At 65.8% G+C, this 17,853-nt stretch carries 20 protein-coding genes; 11 read left to right on the top strand and 9 right to left on the bottom strand.

Going from position 1 to position 17,853, the window contains the following annotated elements:
• Positions 1-204: 204 nt before the first annotated feature.
• The 4 genes from ACN0X6_RS19345 to ACN0X6_RS19360 all read right to left on the bottom strand — a co-directional run bounded on the left by ACN0X6_RS19345 (position 205) and on the right by ACN0X6_RS19360 (position 3,490).
• On the bottom strand, positions 205-525 hold the full coding sequence (locus ACN0X6_RS19345) for an amidase (protein WP_192979862.1): 321 nt from the start codon (positions 523-525) through the stop codon (positions 205-207).
• Positions 522-1,640 carry a serine hydrolase domain-containing protein gene (locus tag ACN0X6_RS19350; protein WP_417706454.1) on the bottom strand — a complete coding sequence of 373 codons (1,119 nt, stop codon included), beginning with the start codon at positions 1,638-1,640 and terminating at the stop codon, positions 522-524. The genes ACN0X6_RS19345 and ACN0X6_RS19350 overlap by 4 nt, the downstream gene beginning before the upstream one ends.
• A 107-nt stretch (positions 1,641-1,747) precedes the next feature.
• Complete coding sequence (locus ACN0X6_RS19355) at positions 1,748-2,533, bottom strand: MBL fold metallo-hydrolase (protein WP_417706456.1); 786 nt, start codon at positions 2,531-2,533, stop codon at positions 1,748-1,750.
• A 66-nt stretch (positions 2,534-2,599) separates the two neighbouring features.
• Positions 2,600-3,490: an acyl-CoA dehydrogenase gene (locus ACN0X6_RS19360; RefSeq protein ID WP_417706458.1), complete on the bottom strand. Its 891-nt coding sequence runs from the start codon at positions 3,488-3,490 to the stop codon at positions 2,600-2,602.
• Between the two features lie 148 nt (positions 3,491-3,638).
• On the opposite strand from ACN0X6_RS19360, the gene olsB reads away from it, so the two are divergent.
• Together olsB and ACN0X6_RS19370 are read left to right on the top strand one after the other, a co-directional pair.
• Positions 3,639-4,370: an L-ornithine N(alpha)-acyltransferase gene (olsB, locus tag ACN0X6_RS19365; protein ID WP_417706460.1), complete on the top strand. Its 732-nt coding sequence runs from the start codon at positions 3,639-3,641 to the stop codon at positions 4,368-4,370.
• A gap of 68 nt (positions 4,371-4,438) precedes the next feature.
• A complete protein-coding gene (locus ACN0X6_RS19370) occupies positions 4,439-5,221 on the top strand; it encodes a lysophospholipid acyltransferase family protein (protein WP_417706462.1) in 783 nt (260 codons plus the stop codon).
• An 81-nt stretch (positions 5,222-5,302) separates the two neighbouring features.
• Here ACN0X6_RS19370 and ACN0X6_RS19375 read toward each other — a convergent pair whose 3' ends face one another.
• Complete coding sequence (locus tag ACN0X6_RS19375) at positions 5,303-6,151, bottom strand: universal stress protein (RefSeq protein WP_417706464.1); 849 nt, start codon at positions 6,149-6,151, stop codon at positions 5,303-5,305.
• A 177-nt stretch (positions 6,152-6,328) separates the two neighbouring features.
• On the opposite strand from ACN0X6_RS19375, the gene ACN0X6_RS19380 reads away from it, so the two are divergent.
• Complete coding sequence (locus tag ACN0X6_RS19380) at positions 6,329-9,046, top strand: cation-transporting P-type ATPase (protein WP_417706466.1); 2,718 nt, start codon at positions 6,329-6,331, stop codon at positions 9,044-9,046.
• 93 nt (positions 9,047-9,139) lie between these two features.
• On the opposite strand, the gene ACN0X6_RS19385 is transcribed toward ACN0X6_RS19380, so the two are convergent.
• A complete protein-coding gene (locus ACN0X6_RS19385; RefSeq protein WP_417706468.1) occupies positions 9,140-9,724 on the bottom strand; it encodes an ACP phosphodiesterase in 585 nt (194 codons plus the stop codon).
• Positions 9,725-9,850: 126 nt separating this feature from the next.
• Between ACN0X6_RS19385 and ACN0X6_RS19390 the strand changes: the two genes are divergently transcribed.
• Together ACN0X6_RS19390 and ACN0X6_RS19395 are read left to right on the top strand one after the other, a co-directional pair.
• On the top strand, positions 9,851-10,147 hold the full coding sequence (locus tag ACN0X6_RS19390; RefSeq protein ID WP_196476975.1) for an ArsR/SmtB family transcription factor: 297 nt from the start codon (positions 9,851-9,853) through the stop codon (positions 10,145-10,147).
• Between the two features lie 27 nt (positions 10,148-10,174).
• The gene (locus ACN0X6_RS19395; protein ID WP_417706470.1) at positions 10,175-11,224 is read left to right on the top strand and encodes an alkene reductase; all 1,050 of its coding nucleotides are present in this window, start codon (positions 10,175-10,177) and stop codon (positions 11,222-11,224) included.
• A gap of 112 nt (positions 11,225-11,336) precedes the next feature.
• Here ACN0X6_RS19395 and ACN0X6_RS19400 read toward each other — a convergent pair whose 3' ends face one another.
• Positions 11,337-12,185: an ATPase gene (locus ACN0X6_RS19400; protein ID WP_417706472.1), complete on the bottom strand. Its 849-nt coding sequence runs from the start codon at positions 12,183-12,185 to the stop codon at positions 11,337-11,339.
• Positions 12,186-12,536: 351 nt separating this feature from the next.
• On the opposite strand from ACN0X6_RS19400, the gene ACN0X6_RS19405 reads away from it, so the two are divergent.
• The gene (locus ACN0X6_RS19405) at positions 12,537-12,824 is read left to right on the top strand and encodes a hypothetical protein (RefSeq protein ID WP_160018460.1); all 288 of its coding nucleotides are present in this window, start codon (positions 12,537-12,539) and stop codon (positions 12,822-12,824) included.
• Here the strand turns inward: ACN0X6_RS19405 and ACN0X6_RS19410 are convergent.
• Positions 12,815-13,813, bottom strand: a complete 999-nt coding sequence (locus tag ACN0X6_RS19410) for an NAD-dependent epimerase/dehydratase family protein (protein WP_417706474.1) — start codon at positions 13,811-13,813, stop codon at positions 12,815-12,817. The genes ACN0X6_RS19405 and ACN0X6_RS19410 overlap by 10 nt on opposite strands.
• Positions 13,814-13,938: 125 nt before the next feature.
• Positions 13,939-14,841: a LysR family transcriptional regulator ArgP gene (locus ACN0X6_RS19415; protein ID WP_417706476.1), complete on the bottom strand. Its 903-nt coding sequence runs from the start codon at positions 14,839-14,841 to the stop codon at positions 13,939-13,941.
• A 94-nt stretch (positions 14,842-14,935) separates the two neighbouring features.
• On the opposite strand from ACN0X6_RS19415, the gene ACN0X6_RS19420 reads away from it, so the two are divergent.
• The 5 genes from ACN0X6_RS19420 (at position 14,936) to ACN0X6_RS19440 (ending at position 17,556) form a co-directional block, all read left to right on the top strand.
• On the top strand, positions 14,936-15,349 hold the full coding sequence (locus ACN0X6_RS19420) for an ACT domain-containing protein (protein ID WP_417706478.1): 414 nt from the start codon (positions 14,936-14,938) through the stop codon (positions 15,347-15,349).
• Positions 15,349-15,951, top strand: a complete 603-nt coding sequence (locus ACN0X6_RS19425) for a LysE/ArgO family amino acid transporter (protein WP_160018464.1) — start codon at positions 15,349-15,351, stop codon at positions 15,949-15,951. Before ACN0X6_RS19420 ends, ACN0X6_RS19425 begins: the two co-directional genes overlap by 1 nt.
• Positions 15,952-16,000: 49 nt before the next feature.
• Positions 16,001-16,957: a LysR family transcriptional regulator gene (locus tag ACN0X6_RS19430; RefSeq protein WP_417706480.1), complete on the top strand. Its 957-nt coding sequence runs from the start codon at positions 16,001-16,003 to the stop codon at positions 16,955-16,957.
• Between the two features lie 90 nt (positions 16,958-17,047).
• Positions 17,048-17,242 carry a hypothetical protein gene (locus ACN0X6_RS19435; protein WP_417706482.1) on the top strand — a complete coding sequence of 65 codons (195 nt, stop codon included), beginning with the start codon at positions 17,048-17,050 and terminating at the stop codon, positions 17,240-17,242.
• An 86-nt stretch (positions 17,243-17,328) separates the two neighbouring features.
• Complete coding sequence (locus ACN0X6_RS19440) at positions 17,329-17,556, top strand: DUF2790 domain-containing protein (RefSeq protein ID WP_417706484.1); 228 nt, start codon at positions 17,329-17,331, stop codon at positions 17,554-17,556.
• The last annotated feature ends 297 nt before the right edge of the window (positions 17,557-17,853 follow it).

The raw sequence follows: 17,853 nt of genomic DNA on the forward strand, positions 1-17,853 counted from the left end.
GAGAACTCGAAAAAGGCATGACCAGGCGGCAACGATAGTCGCCACGGCCCGCCTTGCAAAGCCCGGCGCCTCTTCCACCCGTAGCCCGGATGCAATCCGGGAGCGCCTCACCAACATGCCCCGGCTTTCATCCGGGCTACGCGCTTGGCTTCCCTCTCCCATTCATGGGGGCACGACTAGTGGAGAGGAGTCCGGGGGGAGGCCCTACTCATTCGGCAGCAGCTGACAGCCCTGCCGCTCACCCAGCCAGACCGCGCTGTGGGTGCGACCCAGGCCGCTGGCGGTGACGCGCTTGGCGCTGTCGTCATCGAGCAGGCTGCTGATCGGCACGTACTGCTTCACATAGCCTTCGCAATAGGCCGCCGGGTTGCCACTGACGTAGCGGCAGGAGCAGTACTCCTTGGCCGTGTAGGCGCCGATGATGTCGGGGAACGCCGCCAGATGCGCGCGGTTCGGCCAGGCCCAGGCCAGCAGCAGAATCACCAACAGCGCCACCACGCTGAGAATCGGATGACGACGAATCATGGCTGCACCTCCGTGGCGAAAGCCGCCTGCACGCGCTTGAGCAGTTCGTTGTGCTGGAAGCTGCCGTCACGGTCATCGGCGTAGCGCACCACCACCAGTTTTTCCTCGGGCAGCACGTACAGCCCCTGCCCCCAGTGCCCCAGGGCGGCGATGGTAGCGGCCGGTGCATCCGGCCAGGGTCGCGCGCTGCCTGGCAGTTCGGCATTGAGCCACCAATGCCCGCCCGGGACGGCATCGCCCGGCTTGGCCAACTGCGGCTGATAGCTGGCAAAAGGCGTGGATACGAAATCGACCCAGGCGCCCGGCAGCAGCTGGCGCTCTCCCCAACGACCGCCGCGCTGCATCAGCAGGCCGACACGGGCCAGGTCGCGCGCGGTCATGTAGGCGTAGGACGACGCGACGAAGGTGCCGCTGGCGTCGCGCTCCCAGACTGCGCTGGTGATGCCCAGCGGCTCGAACAGCGCCGTCCAGGGATAGTCGGCATAGGCCTGCTCGCCGACCATGCCACGCAACGCGGCCGCCAGCACGTTGCTGTCGCCGCTGGAATAACGAAAACGCGTGCCCGGCGCGGCGTCTGCGCCGTGCGCGGCGGTGAAGGCCGCCATGTCGTCACGGCCACGGGTGTAGAGCATGGCCACCACCGAGGATTTCAGCGGCGCGTACTCGTAGTCCTCTTCCCAGGCCAGACCCGAAGCCCAGTTGAGCAAGTGCCCGATCTTGATCTGCGGATGCTCGGCCATCGCCGGGTAGTACTGCGCGGCCGCTGCGTCGAGCTTGAAGCGCCCTTCGCCATAAGCCACACCCAAGGTGCTGGCCAGCAGGCTCTTGGCCATCGACCAGGAGAGATGCGCGGTCTGTACCGTGGTCGGTTCGGCATAGCGCTCGTAGACGATCTGCCCGTCGCGGATCACCAGCAGCGCATCGGTGCGCACGCCCGTGCGTTCGGCTTCATTGCGATCCGGGAAGGCGTACTGTTCGAGCTCAGCCAGCGCGGCGCTCTCGACGCGTGGCTGGCTCTGCCAGTCGGGTTGCGGCCAGTTTTCCGCCTGGGCGGTGCTGGCAGCCAGGCTGAAACCGAGCGCCAGGCTCAGTCGACGAAGCAAGGAGGTGGACATGGGCGGCCTCGATCAGAAATCGTGGCGCACCCTAGCATGGCCATGGTGACGGCTTGAAGTGACGAAACCGCCATCCCCCGCCTTCATTCGGGCAGCGCACCCTGCCGCTATCTGGGCAGTTGGTAATCCTCAGGCCCCATCAGGTCGAGACCGCATTCGAGGTTCTCGATCCAGTAGAGAAAGGCGCTGATCATTTCCGGGCCGACGAAGGGCCGGCCGTGCTGCGGCACGATCATTTCCACATCCATCTGCCGCACCATCGCCGCCCACAGGCGACACGCCTTGTTGCCGGCCATGTAGCGGCGGTGGAAGCCTTCCATGTTCGGCACATGGTTGACGAAGTCGCGTACCGGCGTGGCGTCATCGACCATCGAGGCGCCCATGTCACCGGAGAAGAGGATCTTGCTCACCGGGTCATACACCTGGAAGTTACCCACCGAGTGCAGGAAATGCGCCGGTACGGCCTTGAGCGAGCATTTGCCCAGCGCAATGCTCTGGCCGCGATCCGGCAACGCGATGATGCGATCAAAGGTGTTGATGCCACGGCTCAGCACCAGGTAATTGGCCGTCAGGTGCGGCAGGAAACGCGCCCACAGCTTGGAGCAGATCACCCGCGCACGGGTGTGCAGCAGCCACTTGTCCAGCGAGGCGATGATGTCCGGGTCCTGGTGCGAAGCGAAGATGTAGGTCAGGTCCTGCACCGGGATGTGCTTGGACAGCTCCAGCGACAGCGGCGTGTAGGTCAGGTCACCGCCCGGATCGAGCAGCAGGTACTGCTCGTTGTCGGTGATCAGGAACTGGTTGGATTGCACGCCTTCGCCGCTGACCAGGTCATCGAACATCAGGCATTGGTGGTTGCCGTTATCGAACAGCACGATGGGCTCGCGGCGCATGGAAACCTCGTCAGTGAATCGCGAGGCAACCTTATGCGCGCCAACAGCAATGGGTACTGATATGGATCAACGGGCGGCGACAATCCGCCGCGCGTTCTCCAGGCGCTTGCCGCGCGCCGCCTCGGCGATGCGCAGCAAGCCCTTGTCGCGCTGCCACAGCTCGGCCCATTGCGCAGGGCCAGCGGCAAAGGCCGCCTCCAGCTCGCCCGCCAACGCCTGCTGCGTGGCGAACAACCCGGCCAGCAACAGATGGGTAGTGGGCGCATCGGGCGCCTGTCGCGCGACCTCGGCACAGCCGGCCAGCAGCGCCTGCAGACGCAACAGCAGCGTTTCAGGCCAGCCACAATCGCGCCCCACACCCAATTGCCAGGCGACAACAGCGGTAAGTACGTGTACGTCTTCCAGGGTGCGGAAAGGTTTGACGTAGTCGCTCCAGCCGTCGCCGGCCAGGCGCTCGCCCTGGGCCTGCTGCAGATGCAGTCGCGCATGGCCGATATCCGGCATCAACGGTAGTGCCGGCAGCGGCTCGATACAAACGCCCGGTGCGCCCTGGCGTACCACGCCGAGCGCCAGCCGCGGCGCTTCACCCTCACCTTCCTCGCGCGCCGCCACCAGCAGCCAGTCGGCGCATTCGGCGGCGGTGACGAAATCCTTGCGCCCGGTGATCTGCAGGCCATCGATGCGTGTGTTCATGTCCGCCGGCCGGGTGCTGCGGTTCTCCGTCACGCACAGGGCGCCGGCCGTCCAGGGCGCTGCAGGCCAGAGCACGCGCAACGCCGCCTGATAGCCGGCGAGAAACGCCAACCCCGGCGTAGCCGCCTGCAGGCCGCCCAACAGCGCCAGCTCGAAAGGTTGCGGCGTACCGCCCAGACGCACCAGCAAGCGGGCGTACCAGTCTTCCAGGCCCGCCTCGGCAGTCAGGCGTTCACCGGGCTGAAACAGACTCGACCAGGGCATCGTACAGGCTCCTCGCAGCAGCATTTGCGCCGCTGTCACATAAGCATAAGAAAAGCGTCACGGTGGTGACACTGCAGCTACCTAGCCTGAGCTTGCCCAACAAGATCGACCGGCTGCAAGCACTCAGCCGGCACACGGAGGATCTGGCATGACTCAAACTGCTCGCCGTCTGCAGGCCGAACGCCTGCAAGGCCCCGCCGCCCTGCGTGAAGCTCAGGCCTTGCGTTATCGCGTATTCAGCGCGGAATTCGATGCCAAGCTCAATGGCGCCGAACTGGGTCTGGACATGGACGACTACGACATCCACTGCCGCCATATCGGCGTGCGTGACCTCAACAGCGGCGAACTGGTCGCCACCACTCGCCTGCTCGATCACCAGGCCGCCGCGGGCCTCGGTCGCTACTACAGCGAAGAGGAGTTCGCCCTGCACGGCCTGGCCAAACTGGAAGGCCCGGTACTGGAAATCGGCCGCACCTGCGTCGATGTCGCCTACCGCAACGGCGCTACCATCGCCGTGCTCTGGGGCGAGCTGGCCGAGGTACTCAACGAAGGCGGCTACCGCTACCTGATGGGCTGCGCCAGCATCTCCATGCAGGACGGCGGCATCCAGGCCCAGGCCATCATGCAGCGCCTGCGCGAGCGCTACCTGTGCACCGAGCACCTGCGCGCCGAGCCCAGGCACCCGCTGCCGCAACTGGATGTGCCGGGCAACGTCATCGCCGAGATGCCGCCGCTGCTCAAGGCCTACATGCGCCTGGGCGCGAAGATCTGCGGCGAGCCCTGCTGGGACCGCGACTTCCAGGTCGCCGACGTGTTCATCCTGCTCAAGCGCGACGAGCTGTGCCCGCGCTATGCCCGGCACTTCAAGGCCGCAGTCTGACAGCTACACTTGCATCCCCTGCGCCGGCCCTGTAGACAGAGGCCGGCTTTTTTCATCTGGAGTCCCGCATGCCCCGACTGCGCCTGGCCCTGCGCCTGCTACACCTGGCCCTGGTAATCGCCTTCGGCACCTTGCTGGCCGGCATCGTCAGTCTGTTCGAGCGGGTGGTTCGGCATGACCTGATGCCGTTGCGCCAACGCCTGACGCGCTGGTTTCTGGCGCGCCTGGGCGGTGCCCTGCCGTTTCGCGTGCGGGTCGAAGGCGAACTGCCGACGCAGCCGATGCTGTGGGTCAGCAACCATGTGTCATGGACCGACATTCCGCTGCTGGGCGCCCTGCAGCCGCTGTCCTTCCTGTCCAAGGCGGAAGTGCGCGGCTGGCCGGTCGCCGGCTGGCTGGCGCACAAGGCCGGCACGCTGTTCATCCGTCGCGGTGCCGGTGACAGCAGCCAGGTCGGCCAGCAGCTCACCCGCCATCTGCAGCAGGGCCATCACCTGCTGATATTCCCCGAAGGCACCACCACCGACGGCCTGGGCCTGCGCACGTTCCATGGCCGTCTGCTGAGCAGCGCCATCGACAGCGGCGTGGCCGTCCAACCGGTCGCCATCCGTTATCTGCGCGATGGCCAACCCTGCCCGGTAGCGCCCTTTGTCGGCGACGACGACATGCTTTCGCACCTGCTGCGCCTGCTTTCCAGCTCGGCCTGTGAAGTGGAGATACGCCTGCTCGCGCCGATCCCCAGCGAATCACGCAGCCGCAACGAACTGGCCCGGCACAGCCAGGCCATCATCGCCAGCGCCCTGCAACTGGAAACGCCCGCCATGGTGCCGACCGAAGCCGAAGCCGCCTAACTCCACCGCGTAGCCCGGATGCAATCCGGGGGCTTTTGCAAGGGCTCCCTGGATTTCATCCAGGCTACAGGTCATAACCGCTCAGCCAGCCGGCGGCACGATCAACGCATCGCTGTCGAGCGAGGCCAGCAACCGACTGGCCACGCTACCGAGGAAGAAGCGCGAAACGCCTTCACGGGCGTGGGTGCCAAGGACCAGCAGGTCCGCACCGGAGTGACGCAAGGCCTCGCCGACCACACCTTCGGGCGAGCCGATCTGCACCCGCAAACGCTCGTCGCTCAGCTTCGCACCGACTGCATCCAGACGCTCCAGCAGTTGCTGACGCAGCAGCTCGCGCTGGTTCTCCAGCACCTCGGCGCTGATGCCGGCCTCCATCATCGCGCCTGCCGCTACCGGCTCGACCGCACTGGCCACATGCAGGCTGTCCAGGCTCGCCAGGCCCAGCTCACACGCTCGGTTCAGCGCCTGCTGCGAGGTGTGCGAGAGGTCCATCGCCAGCAGCGCATGACGATACTCGTGCGTCACCGGGCCGTTGACCCGCAGCACCGGCAGATGGCTGCTGCGCACTGCGCGCTCGAGCGTGGTGCCGACGAAGAAGTCGCGCAGCGCCGACTTGCGATGCGCGCCCACCACCAGCAGATCGGCGCCCATGCCCTGAGCGCTCTCGACGATCACCGCTGCGGCCTCGCCAGTGCCCACGATCACTCGCGGAACGCTGCCGGCCTGCTCACCCAGGCGCTCGGCCTGCGCCTGCAAGAGCGTCTCGGCTTGTTGCACCTGACGCTGCACGTGCGCGGCCGGCGCATCGTCATCGATCACATGCACAAGGCTCCACTCGCCGCCGCCCTGGCGACGGATCAGTTGCACGGCGCGCTGCAGCGCATGCGCCGAACGCTCGGACAGATCGGTCGCTACCAGAATCTTGATCATCTCGTTTCCTCCATGGGGTTCAACACCGCGTTACATTCAAGCGCCTCCCGACGCCTTACTCCTTGATGCAGGTCAGGCCCGACGCGGTAAAGCGGACTAGGGTAATCAGGACGGCTCACTGCCCCGCCAGATGGCGTCCGACAGGTGCAGCCCGGCCCAACGAAGGAGACGCGCCGCATGGGCAATGCCCCCTCACCACATAGTGACCACACCTGGCACGGTTTGACTGCACAACAAGCGCTCGACACCCAACACAGCAGCAGCAGCGGTCTCAGCCAGGAAGAAGCCGAACTGCGCCTGCAACGTCACGGCCCCAATCGTCTGCCACCACCCAAGCGACGCGGCCCGCTGCTGCGTCTGCTGTACCAGTTCCACAACGTGCTGCTGTACATGATGATGGCCGCCGCCCTGGTCACCGCCCTGCTCGGCCACTGGGTCGATACCTCGGTGATACTCGCTGCGGTGCTGATCAACGTGGTGATCGGCTTCATTCAGGAAGGCAAGGCGGAGAACGCCCTCGACGCCATCCGCAATCTGCTGTCGCCGTACGCCCTGGTCATGCGTGGCGGCGAGCGTCGCGAGATCGACGCCGGTCAGCTGGTGCCAGGCGACATCGTTCTGCTCGCCTCCGGCGACAAGGTGCCGGCCGACCTGCGCCTGATCAGCGTGAAGAACCTGTTGGTAGAGGAGGCGGCACTGACCGGCGAATCGCTACCGGTGGAGAAATCCCTGGCTCGTTGCCAGACGGACGCGGCGCTGGGCGACCGCCGCTGCATGGCCTATTCCGGCACCCTGGTGGCCAGTGGTCAGGCCAGCGGCGTGGTGGTGGCCACGGGTGCTGACACCGAGCTGGGCGGCATCGGCGCCATGCTGCAACAGGTGCAGACGATGACCACGCCGCTGCTGCGGCAGATCGAGCAGTTCAGCCGCTGGCTGGCACTGGCCATCCTGATCTTCGCCCTGGCGACCTTCGCCCTCGGCACCTTCTGGCATGGCCAGGACCCGGCCGAGATGTTCATGATGGTGGTGGCGCTGACCGCTGCCGCCATCCCCGAAGGCCTGCCGGCGCTGATGACGGTGATTCTCGCCCTCGGCGTGCAGCGCATGGCCGCGCGCAACGCCATCGTGCGGCGCCTGCCGGCCGTGGAAACCCTGGGTTCGGTGACGGTGATCTGCTCGGACAAGACCGGCACCCTGACGCGCAACGAGATGACCGTGCAGCGTCTGGTCACTGCCAGCCGCGTGCTCGACGTCAGCGGCGTCGGCTATGCCCCGGCGGGCGCCTTCCATCTCGACGGTGCGCTGGTGGAGCCGGATGCCGCATTACTGGAAATCGCCCGCGCCGCCACCCTGTGCAATGACGCCCAGTTGCAGCAGGACGCCGCTGGCAGCTGGCGCCTGCAGGGCGACCCCACCGAGGGCGCACTGCACACCCTGGCCCTGAAGACCGGGCTGGAGACCCCGACGCTGAATGTGCAACTGCCGCGCAGCGACAGCATCCCCTTCGAGTCCGAGCATCGCTTCATGGCCAGCCTGCACCATGACCATCAGGGCCACGGCGTGATCTACCTCAAGGGCGCGCCGGAGCGTCTGCTGGAAATGTGCAGCGACCAGCGTGATGGCGACGGTAGCGTGCAGCCACTGGACGCCGACTACTGGCGGCGCCAGGCCACCGATCTGGCTGCCCGTGGCCTGCGTCTGCTGGCCATCGCCAGTCGCGCGGCCTCAGCCTCCCAGCGCAGTCTGAACTTCGCCGATGTGGAACAGGGCATGACCCTGCTGGCTCTGGTCGGCATCATCGACCCGCCGCGCGAGGAAGCCATCGCCGCCGTCGCCGAATGCCAGCGCGCCGGTATCCGGGTCAAGATGATCACCGGCGACCATGCCGAAACCGCCCGCGCCATCGGCGCCCAGCTGGGTATCGGTATCGGCCTGCCGGCGATGACCGGCGCCGAGCTGGAGCTGCTCGACGAGCGCAGCCTGCGCGAGGTACTGCCGGGCGTCGAGGTGTTCGCTCGCGCCAGCCCGGAGCACAAGCTGCGCCTGGTACAGGCCATGCAAGCCAGCGGCGACGTGGTGGCGATGACCGGCGATGGCGTCAACGACGCGCCGGCCCTCAAGCGCGCCGACGTCGGCGTGGCCATGGGTGACAAGGGTACCGAAGCGGCCAAGGAAGCGGCCGAAGTGGTGCTCGCCGACGACAACTTCGCCAGCATCGCCGGCGCCGTGCGCGAGGGCCGGGCGATCTACGACAACCTGAAGAAATTCATCCTCTTCGCCCTGCCCACCAACGGCGGCCAGGCGCTGATCGTAATCGCCGCCATCCTGTTCCAGCTGACCCTGCCCCTGACTCCGGCACAGGTGCTGTGGATCAACATGGTCACCTCGGTGACCCTGGGCCTGGCCCTGGCCTTCGAACCGGCCGAGTCCGGGCTGATGGACCGCCCGCCACGGGCACCGGACGAGCCATTGCTGTCGGCCTTCTTCGTCTGGCGCGTGCTGCTGGTATCGCTGCTGATGGCCGGCGCCGGGATCGGCCTGTTCCTCTGGGAAGTGCAGCGCGGCAACAGCCTGGAAAGCGCCCGCACCATCGCAGTGAATGCCGTGGTGATGTGCGAGGTGTTCTACCTGATCAACAGCCGGCGCATCTTCGCCTCCGTGCTCAGCCTCGATGGCCTGCTGGGCAGCCGCGCGGTCCTGCTGGCCATCGCCGCCTGCCTGGTACTGCAGGCGCTCTACACCTATGCGCCGCCGATGCAGGCTGTGTTTGGCTCAGTCGGCATGAGCCTGGATGAGTGGCTGCGGGTACTGCTGGCAGGCCTGGCGCTGTTCAGCGTGGCGGAACTGGAGAAATGGGTGGTGCGGCGCTTTGGCCTGTATGCCCAGGCGGCTTGAGCCTCTGTGAGAGGGGCTTGAGCGATGATCGTCGCGGCTGAAGCCCCCTACGGATGCCGGGAACTCCCGTAGGGTGCGCCATGCGCACCGCCTCTACCCCGATGCGTTCAACTCAGCCTCGGCAAAGGCCATCAGCTCGGGGTAGAAGGCGCGAAAATCTTCGCTCAGCGGCTCGTACAGGAGCTCCAGCTCCGACAGGCTGCCATCGAGCAGTTGCGGTTTGGACAGGCGCCGCTGCATGCCGGCAATCACCTGCTCCAGCACCGCGAACTCGCGGTAGCTGCCCAGCCAGTCCTGCGCCGCCATGCGCGGCGCCATCAGCGCCAGGCGTCCTGGCAGCTCCGCCTCGGCGGCCAGCACGCGATACACCTGGCGGGTGAAATGATCCAGCGGCTGCGCCGCATACTCGGCCCAGTCGCGCGCCAGGCAATGGTCGAAGAACAGATCCAGCAGCATGCCGGCCGTGCGTCGCCGCTCGGCGGGAAAACGAGCACGCGCGCGCGCCTGCAGCGGGTGGCTGTCGGTAAAGGCGTCGATGCGCCGGTGCAGGCGGATGGCCGCCTCGATTTCTGCCGGCCAGCGCCCACTCAGCGGGCCTTTGACAAAATCGCCGTAGAGGCTGCCGAGCAACTGCGGCGGTGCGTCGCCACCAAGATGAAGATGGGCCAGGTAGTTCATCCCGCGAGCTTACCGCCCTGAGCAGGACAATCGAAGCCGTTGATGGAGACTATTGGAACAATCGATCTGTATATCGCCCGGAGACGATATAAGGTTCGCCCCATGACGATACACACCGACACCGCCATGGACATCGACCTCATCATCAAGGCCCTCGCCCACCCGCTGCGCCGCGACATCCTCGACTGGCTGAAGGAGCCCGAGCTCAACTTCGCCGAACAGGATCACCCGCTGGAGATCGGCGTGTGCGCCGGCAAGATCTTCCTGCGCACCGGCCTGTCGCAATCCACCGTTTCCGCCCATCTGACCACCCTGCAACGCGCCGGTCTGGTGACCAGTCGCAAGGTCGGCCAGTGGCACTTCTTCAAGCGCAACGACGAGCTGATCCAGGCTTTCGTCGAGCGCCTTGGCCAGCAACTCTGATTTGACCTTTCCCTCGGAGAAACCACCATGCCCACACTGTTCGACCCCATCCAGATCGGTGATCTGCACCTGAACAACCGCATCATCATGGCGCCGCTGACCCGCTGCCGCACCGACGAAGGCCGCGTGCCCAACGCACTGATGGCCGAGTACTATGTGCAGCGCGCCTCGGCCGGCCTGATCATCAGCGAAGCCACCGCCGTCACGCCGATGGGCGTGGGCTACCCGAATACCCCCGGCATCTGGTCGGATGCGCAGATTCGCGGCTGGAGCAACATCACCCAGGCGGTGCACGCCAACGGCGGCAAGATCGTCCTGCAGCTCTGGCACGTCGGCCGTATCTCCGACCCCATCTACCTGGACGGCGAACTGCCGGTCGCCCCCAGCGCCATAAAGCCGGCCGGTCACGTCAGCCTGGTGCGTCCGATGAAGGACTACGTCACCCCGCGTGCGCTGGAGACCGAAGAGATCGCCGATATCGTCGAGGCTTATCGGCAAGGCGCCGAGAACGCCATGGCCGCCGGTTTCGATGGCGTGGAAATCCACGGTGCCAACGGTTACCTGCTCGACCAGTTCCTGCAGAGCAGCACCAACCAGCGTACCGACCAGTATGGCGGCAGCGTCGAGAACCGCGCGCGTCTGCTGCTGGAAGTGACCGACGCCGCCATCTCGGTATGGGGCGCCGGCCGCGTCGGCGTGCACCTGGCACCGCGTGCCGACTCGCACGACATGGGCGACGCCAACCGTGGCGAAACCTTCGGCTACGTCGCTCGCGAGCTGGGCAAGCGCGGCATCGCCTTCATCTGCGCTCGCGAAAAAGCCGACGATGACAGCCTGACGCCGCAACTGAAGCAGGCATTCGGCGGTGTATTCATCGCCAACGAACGCTTCACCAAGGATCAGGCCAACGCCTGGCTGGCCGAAGGCAAGGCCGATGCCGTGGCCTTCGGCATCCCCTTCATCGCCAACCCGGACCTGCCGCAGCGCCTGGCGCAGGACGCTGCGCTGAACGAGCCGCACCCGGAAACCTTCTACGGCTCGGGCCCGGTCGGCTATATCGACTATCCGCGCCTGTAAGATCGCAGCTGACGCACCTCCCGCAAGCGATATCCTGTGGGAGGGGCTTTAGCCGCGACCAATAAACGAACGCCCCGCATTGCGGGGCGTTCGTTTATCGAGAGCGTGGCACTCAGCGCTGATTGATCTGCTGCTGCAGATTCACTACCTGGCTCTGCAGGGTGTTGATGTTGCGCGTCATCTGCGCGCGGAAGGCATCGAACTCGGCGGTATTCGGACCGGCACTGGCGGCCGGGCGGTTGTCCAGTTCGCTGCGCAGCACCAGCAGATCCTGCTCCAGGCTACGGATCGATTGCGCCGGGTTGCCCTGCTTCTTCAGCGCATCGATATCACCACCGAGGGCCTTGATACGCGTGTCGAGCTTGGCCAGTTCGGCCTGGGTGGCCTTGGCATCCCCCTGCGCGGACTTCAGTGCGGCCTGCTCGGTGGAAAGCGCCTGCAGACGCTTGTCGAAATCGGCGCTGGCACCGAGACCACTCTTGAGCTCGGTTCCCAACTGCTCGACGCGCTTGTCCAGTGCAGCCTGCGCCGTGGCGCTCTGCTGTTGCTGCTTGCCCAGTTCGGCCAGACGATTTTCCAGCTGTTTGACCTGCAGTTTGAGCGCTTCGCTGCCGCTGGTGACGTTGGACTCGGTCGCCACCACCTTGCCGGAAATATCCTGAATGCGCCCGGCCGCCTCCTCGCTGATGCGCGCGAAGCTTTCCTGGGTCGCCACCAGGCGCTGCTCCATCAGGCCGATCTGCTGCAGGCTCCACCAGCCCAGGCCGGCCAGGGCGAAACTCAGCGCGCCCACCAACGCCCACAGCGGCCCGGTGCTGGCACCCTTGGCCACTGGCACCTTGCTGCTGGTCAGGCGGCTGCTGCGCGCGGCGGGCTCCTCACGCGGCTCGGCGAAATCCTCACGGCGCTCCGGAGTCAGGCTGGGCAGATTGTCGAGTTCGTCGTTGGCGTCGTTACGCATGGTCGGACCTATGGTTGGAACGAATGAACGGAAATGCCGCGCAGTATACCGATTCGCCATTACACCATCAGCGTCGCGCCAAGCAGGTGCGCGGCGCACCGACGAAGGGCGCGACAGGGCCATCGACTCGCCTGCAGCCCGGCAGTTCCGCAAAACTTGAACTGGTACGCACTTTGCTTTTTCTCCCGTCGTGAACGAGCCGATAGCGCGTCGCTCACAAGCCAGCAGGCGGCCTGAAAGTTCTGCAAAGCACGAAGAAGTGTTCCAGTCGACGGAGATCAGGCTGGCGCGGTTACGGATGGCGAGGAAGGCCTGAGCCCGTGACCCTTCAACCAATCGGGGGAAGTGGCAATGGAACTGAACAAAGAAGTACTGGACTGCATGAAAGCGCTGCGTCGTCGTCTACGCGAAGAGCAGGACGTGGACATTCGCCTGAGCCAGCCCAACGCGGTCGGTGCCATGCTCGATGGCAGCCTGAAATCCGACGATGAAGAAACCCGCCGCCTCGGCCAGCGCCTGGCCGAACTGTCCGATCAACCGCAGCGCGCAGCGGCCACGCCACTGGCCGCCGTCGAGCTACCGGTCGGTGCGCCAACCGGCTCGGTACGCATCTATCGCGGCCAGCGCATCTACGCCTGAGGCCCCATCTGCGCCTGCCACCAGGTGCAGAACTCATCCAGTGCATCCCACAGGCTGGCCCGGGGCTCGTAGCCAAGGTACTCGCGGGCACGGTCGATGTTCAGGGAGAAATCCCTGGCCATTACCGCCACACCGAGGCGAAACAGACTCGGCTCGGGCCGCCCCGGCAGCACCCGACACACGCCTTCGTTGAGCGTCGCCGCCGCATAAGCCAGCGGGAACGGCACATGTCGCGTCACCGGCGGCAGCTCCAGACGACGTAGCACGTAATTGACCACGTCCCACAGCGGCACCGGCGCGCCATTGCTGATGTTGTACACCTGGCCGAGCGCCGCACCGCCCACCTGCAACGAACTGAGCAAGGCGTCGTTGAGATTGTGCACGTTGGTGAAGTCGACCTTGTTCAGGCCATTGCCGATGATCCCCAGGCGTCCCTTGCGCTGCATGCCGATCAGCCGTGGGAAGATGCTGGTATCGCCCGCGCCGGTGACGAAACGCGGACGCAGGGCGATCACCTCCAGGCCGAACTCCTGCGCGGCGAACACCTGCTGCTCGGCCAGGTACTTGGTCTTGCCGTAGTGATCGGAGAAGCGTCTGGGTACCTGCTCCTCGCGAATATCGACATGGGATTTGCCATCGAAATAGATCGACGGTGAGGACAGATGCACCAGGCGACGCACCTTCTGCTTGAGGCAGGCGTCGACGACATTCTCGGTGACCGTCACGTTGGCCTGATGAAAATGCGCGTAATCGCCCCACACGCCCACCGCGCCGGCGCAGTGCACCACCGCCTCGACATCCTGGCACAGCGCCTGGGCCAGCTCGGCATCACCGAGATCACCCTGAATGAACTGCGCACCGCGCTTGAGCAGATGCTGCACGCCCTCGGCACGACGGCCGTTGACCCGCACGTCCAGGCCCTGTTCGAGCGCGAAGCGCGCGAAGCGCCCGCCGATGAAGCCACTCGCGCCGGTGACCAGAATCCTCATCGCCATCCCCTGCCATTGCTTCTTGTAGTTGCCGCACTCTAGCAGCGCCTGATCCCCCCTGCCCTGTCGGTAACGGCCAGAATACCGACCCGCCAAGCCTCATTCGTCGGGCGGGCACATACACCCTACGGACCGGGTTGCGCCTGCACCAGCACGCCGCCAGTTGCGCGACGCAGGCGTTCGGTCAGCTCGCTGAGCAACTCGCCGCCATTGCGCCAATGGTGCCAGTACAACGGCACATCGATGAAGCGCTCGGGCAGCAGATCCACCAACCTGCCGCTGGCCAGCTCCTCGCGTACTTGCAATTCCGGCACCAGACCCCAGCCCAAGCCGCCTTCAGCGAGGCGCACGAATCCTTCGGACGAGGGACACAGGTGATAGGCGAAGGCGCCTGTGACGCCGAGGCCCGCCAGGTAACGATGCTGCAACTGATCATCCGGGCCGTAAACGATGGCTGGCGCACGCACCAGCGCGTCGACGCTGACGCCTGCAGCAAAATGCCGGGCGATGAAGCCCGGGCTGGCCAGCGCGCGATAGCGCATCGCCCCCAGCGCCAGGCTGCGCGCCCCCGCCACCGGACGCTCGGCAGCACACACGCAACCGGCCACTTCGCCCGCTCGCATGCGCTTGAGGCCAACCTCCTGATCTTCTACCACCAGCTCCATCAGCACTTGCTGGGTGGCGCAAAACTCCGCCGTCGCCGCCGCCCACCAGGTCGCCAGGCTATCGGCGTTGATGGCGATGCGCAGACGCTCCGGCAAGGCCTGTTCATCCAGCCCCGGCACCTGACCTTGCAGGTCGCGCTCGAGCAGGCGCACCTGCTGCACATGGTTGAGCAGACGCCGGCCGATTTCGGTGGGCGCCGGCGGCGTCGCGCGCACCAGCACCGGCTGGCCGACCCGCGCTTCGAGCAACTTGATGCGTTGCGACACCGCCGACTGCGACAGCCCAAGCACCTGCGCGGCACGCTCGAAGCCGGCCTGCTCCACCACCGCAGCCAGGGCGGCGAGAAGTTTGTAATCGAACAATCGATTTTCCTAATGAGCGATCAGCAATATTGCTTTCTCTTATACATTCACAGGCAGCAGACTGGCCAGCATTCAGCCCAATCAGGAGCCCGCCATGCCCGCCGAAACCAACCTCGCACGCCTGCTGCAGAACATGACGCCGCAGCTCAACCCCGGTCAGTACGTGTTCTGCTGCGTCCCAGCCGAGCATGACTGCAGTGCCCTGCAGCCGCTCGCCAGCATGCGCGAAGCTGAGGGCCTCAGCCTGGTGCTGACGCGCGAAATCGCCGATGCCCATGGCCTGAGCTACGACTACGTCGCCGCCTGGATCACCCTCGAGGTGCATTCGTCGCTGGCCGCTGTCGGCCTGACCGCGTCCTTCTCCGCCGCCCTGGCGCAGGCCGGCATCAGCTGCAACGTGGTCGCAGGTTTCCATCACGACCATATTTTCGTGCCCAGCGAGCGAGCCGAACGGGCGCTCTCCACCCTGCGCGCCCTGTCGGCGGCGTCCATGCCGGAGCTGTCGTGATGTGGCAGAGCTACAGCAACGGCCTGCTGGTGGCCATCGGACTGATCATGGCCATCGGGGCGCAGAACGCCTTCGTCCTGGCGCAGAGCCTGCGCCGCGAACATCACCTGCCGGTGGCAGCCCTGTGCATCGTCTGCGATGCCCTGCTGGTGGCCGCCGGCGTGTTCGGCCTGGCCACCCTGCTGGCGCAGAGCCCGACCTTGCTGGCCATCGCTCGCTGGGGTGGCGCGGCCTTCCTGATCTGGTACGGCAGTCAGGCGCTGCTGCGCGCCGCGCGCCCGCAATCGCTGCAAGCGGCAGGCAGCGAACCGCGCTCCTTGCGCGCAGTGATGCTCGCCGCGCTGGCAGTCACCCTGCTCAACCCGCACGTTTATCTGGATACCGTGCTGCTGATCGGCTCGCTCGGTGCGCAGCAACCTGAACCTGGCGCCTATGCCGCAGGCGCCGCCAGCGCCTCCTTTCTCTGGTTTGCCACCCTGGCGCTCGGCGCCGCCTGGCTTGCACCCTGGCTGGCCAGGCCACTGACCTGGCGCCTGATCGACCTGGGCGTGGCAGCGATGATGTTCGCCGTGGCAGCGCAACTGATCCTGGGTGCGTTGTAAGGTTCGCAGTCGCGCATAATGCGTCTGGCCTATTACGCCAGGAGCAACAATGGATACCCTGCATGCGATGCGCGTGTTCGTTCAGGTGGTCGAGCGCGGCAGCTTTACCGCTGCCGCCCAGACGCTGGATCTGTCCACCGCGCAGGTATCGCGACTGATCACCGACCTGGAACAACACCTGCAGGCGCGCCTGCTGCAGCGCACCACGCGGCGCCTGGCGCTGACCGAAACCGGCGAGCGCTATCTGGAGCGCTGCCGGCAGATTCTTGGCCAGATCGACGAAGCCGACGCCGAGGCGCGCGGCGCGCATCACACCCCCAGCGGTCGCCTGCGCGTGCACACCATGACCGGCCTCGGCCTGCAGCACCTGACGCCATTGATCGCCCGCTACGCCGAGCGTTATCCACAGGTGGTGGTCGAGCTCACGCTGGCGCAACGCACCCCGGATCTGCTCGAAGACGGCCACGACGTGACCGTCGCCTTCGCCCGCGACCTGCCGGACTCGCAACTGGTCGCGCAACGCCTGGGCCCGGTCTACAGCGTGCTCTGCGCCGCCCCCAGCTACCTCGCCCAGCATGGCACTCCGCAGCAGCCGAGCGATCTGCAGCAGCACCGCTACCTGCGCCTGACCGACCCGCTGTACCGTGGCCAATGGGATTTCGGTGACGAACAACTGGAGGCGCTGCCGGCCGAGTGCTTCCAGGTCAACGTCGCCGAAGCGCTGGTCAAGGCGGCCCAGGCCGGCATGGGTTTCTGCCTGCTGCCCTCGTTCGTCGCCAGCCAGCCGCTGCGTGAAGGACGCCTGCTGCGCATCCTGCCGCAGCACCGCCTGCGCGCCCTGAACATCTATGCGATGTATCCGTCGCGACGCTTTCTCGATGCCAAGACCCGCACCTGGGTGGAGTTTCTCAAAGCCGAACTGCCACCGCTGCTGCGCGGTGACGAAGCGGTACTGGATGACGCGCAATACTGGGCTACGCCTGCAGGATTGTTGCGCGAAAGGTAAGAGTCATTCACCCGAAGCGCGCTTTTTCGCACCTCGATGCCTCACTAGGATGACTTCGAACCCACGAAGAATCCCAAGAGGATCGCCCCAATGAAGAACCTTCTCACTGCCACTGTCCTGTCCCTTTCCACTCTGCTGGCCGCCCAAGCCTGCTTCGCCGAAGAGTCGGCGGCCTTCGTCGCTCATCAGCAGGCCCATCAGCAGGCCCATCAGCAGCAAGCGCACGCCACAGCCACCCAGCAGGCGCAAACCGTGAGCACGCAAAACGCCAATCAGCACGGCTGAACCAGAGCTTACCTGGCGCCGGCCGCGCTCCTGACCGGCGCCCCTCGGGCCGCGGAAACGGCCCTTTTTCTTGCATCGAGGCCATCATGAAACCTATCGCCTGCCTGCTCGCTCTGGGCTGCGCCACGACCCTGGCACATGCCGAAACGCCCGAGCACTACCATTACGGCATGCGGCTGGATATCGCCAAGGTCATCAGTCAGACCCTGCCGCAAGGTTGCCAAGCGGGTGAAGCCCGCATGGTCTATCTGGACTCCAACGGTGAGCAGCACACCCTGATCTACCAGCGCATCGGCGAAGACTGCCGCTACTGATCCGCGCCAGGCGCTGCTCGGCGCCTGCAATCCGTCACCTCGCACCACTCTTCCCATATCGGCGGTCTACCCTGATCAATAGGCAGCACCTTGTCGGCGATCGGGTAGCACCCAGGTTGCACCCCAGAAACGTACAGCGCCCCTAAGCACGCTCTGGCTTTGCTCATCAAGGGCCGGACCAGTCGCTCTCAGGCTGTAAAAACACCGAGAAGATATCGAGAGATTAGACGTTCGTCGGCCCAGGATAATTATTGGTTGCACCTGGTTGCACCACGCATATTCTCGGGTTTAATCTCC

It is taken from the genome of Pseudomonas sp., from assembly GCF_048269965.1.
Lineage (GTDB): Bacteria > Pseudomonadota > Gammaproteobacteria > Pseudomonadales > Pseudomonadaceae > Aquipseudomonas.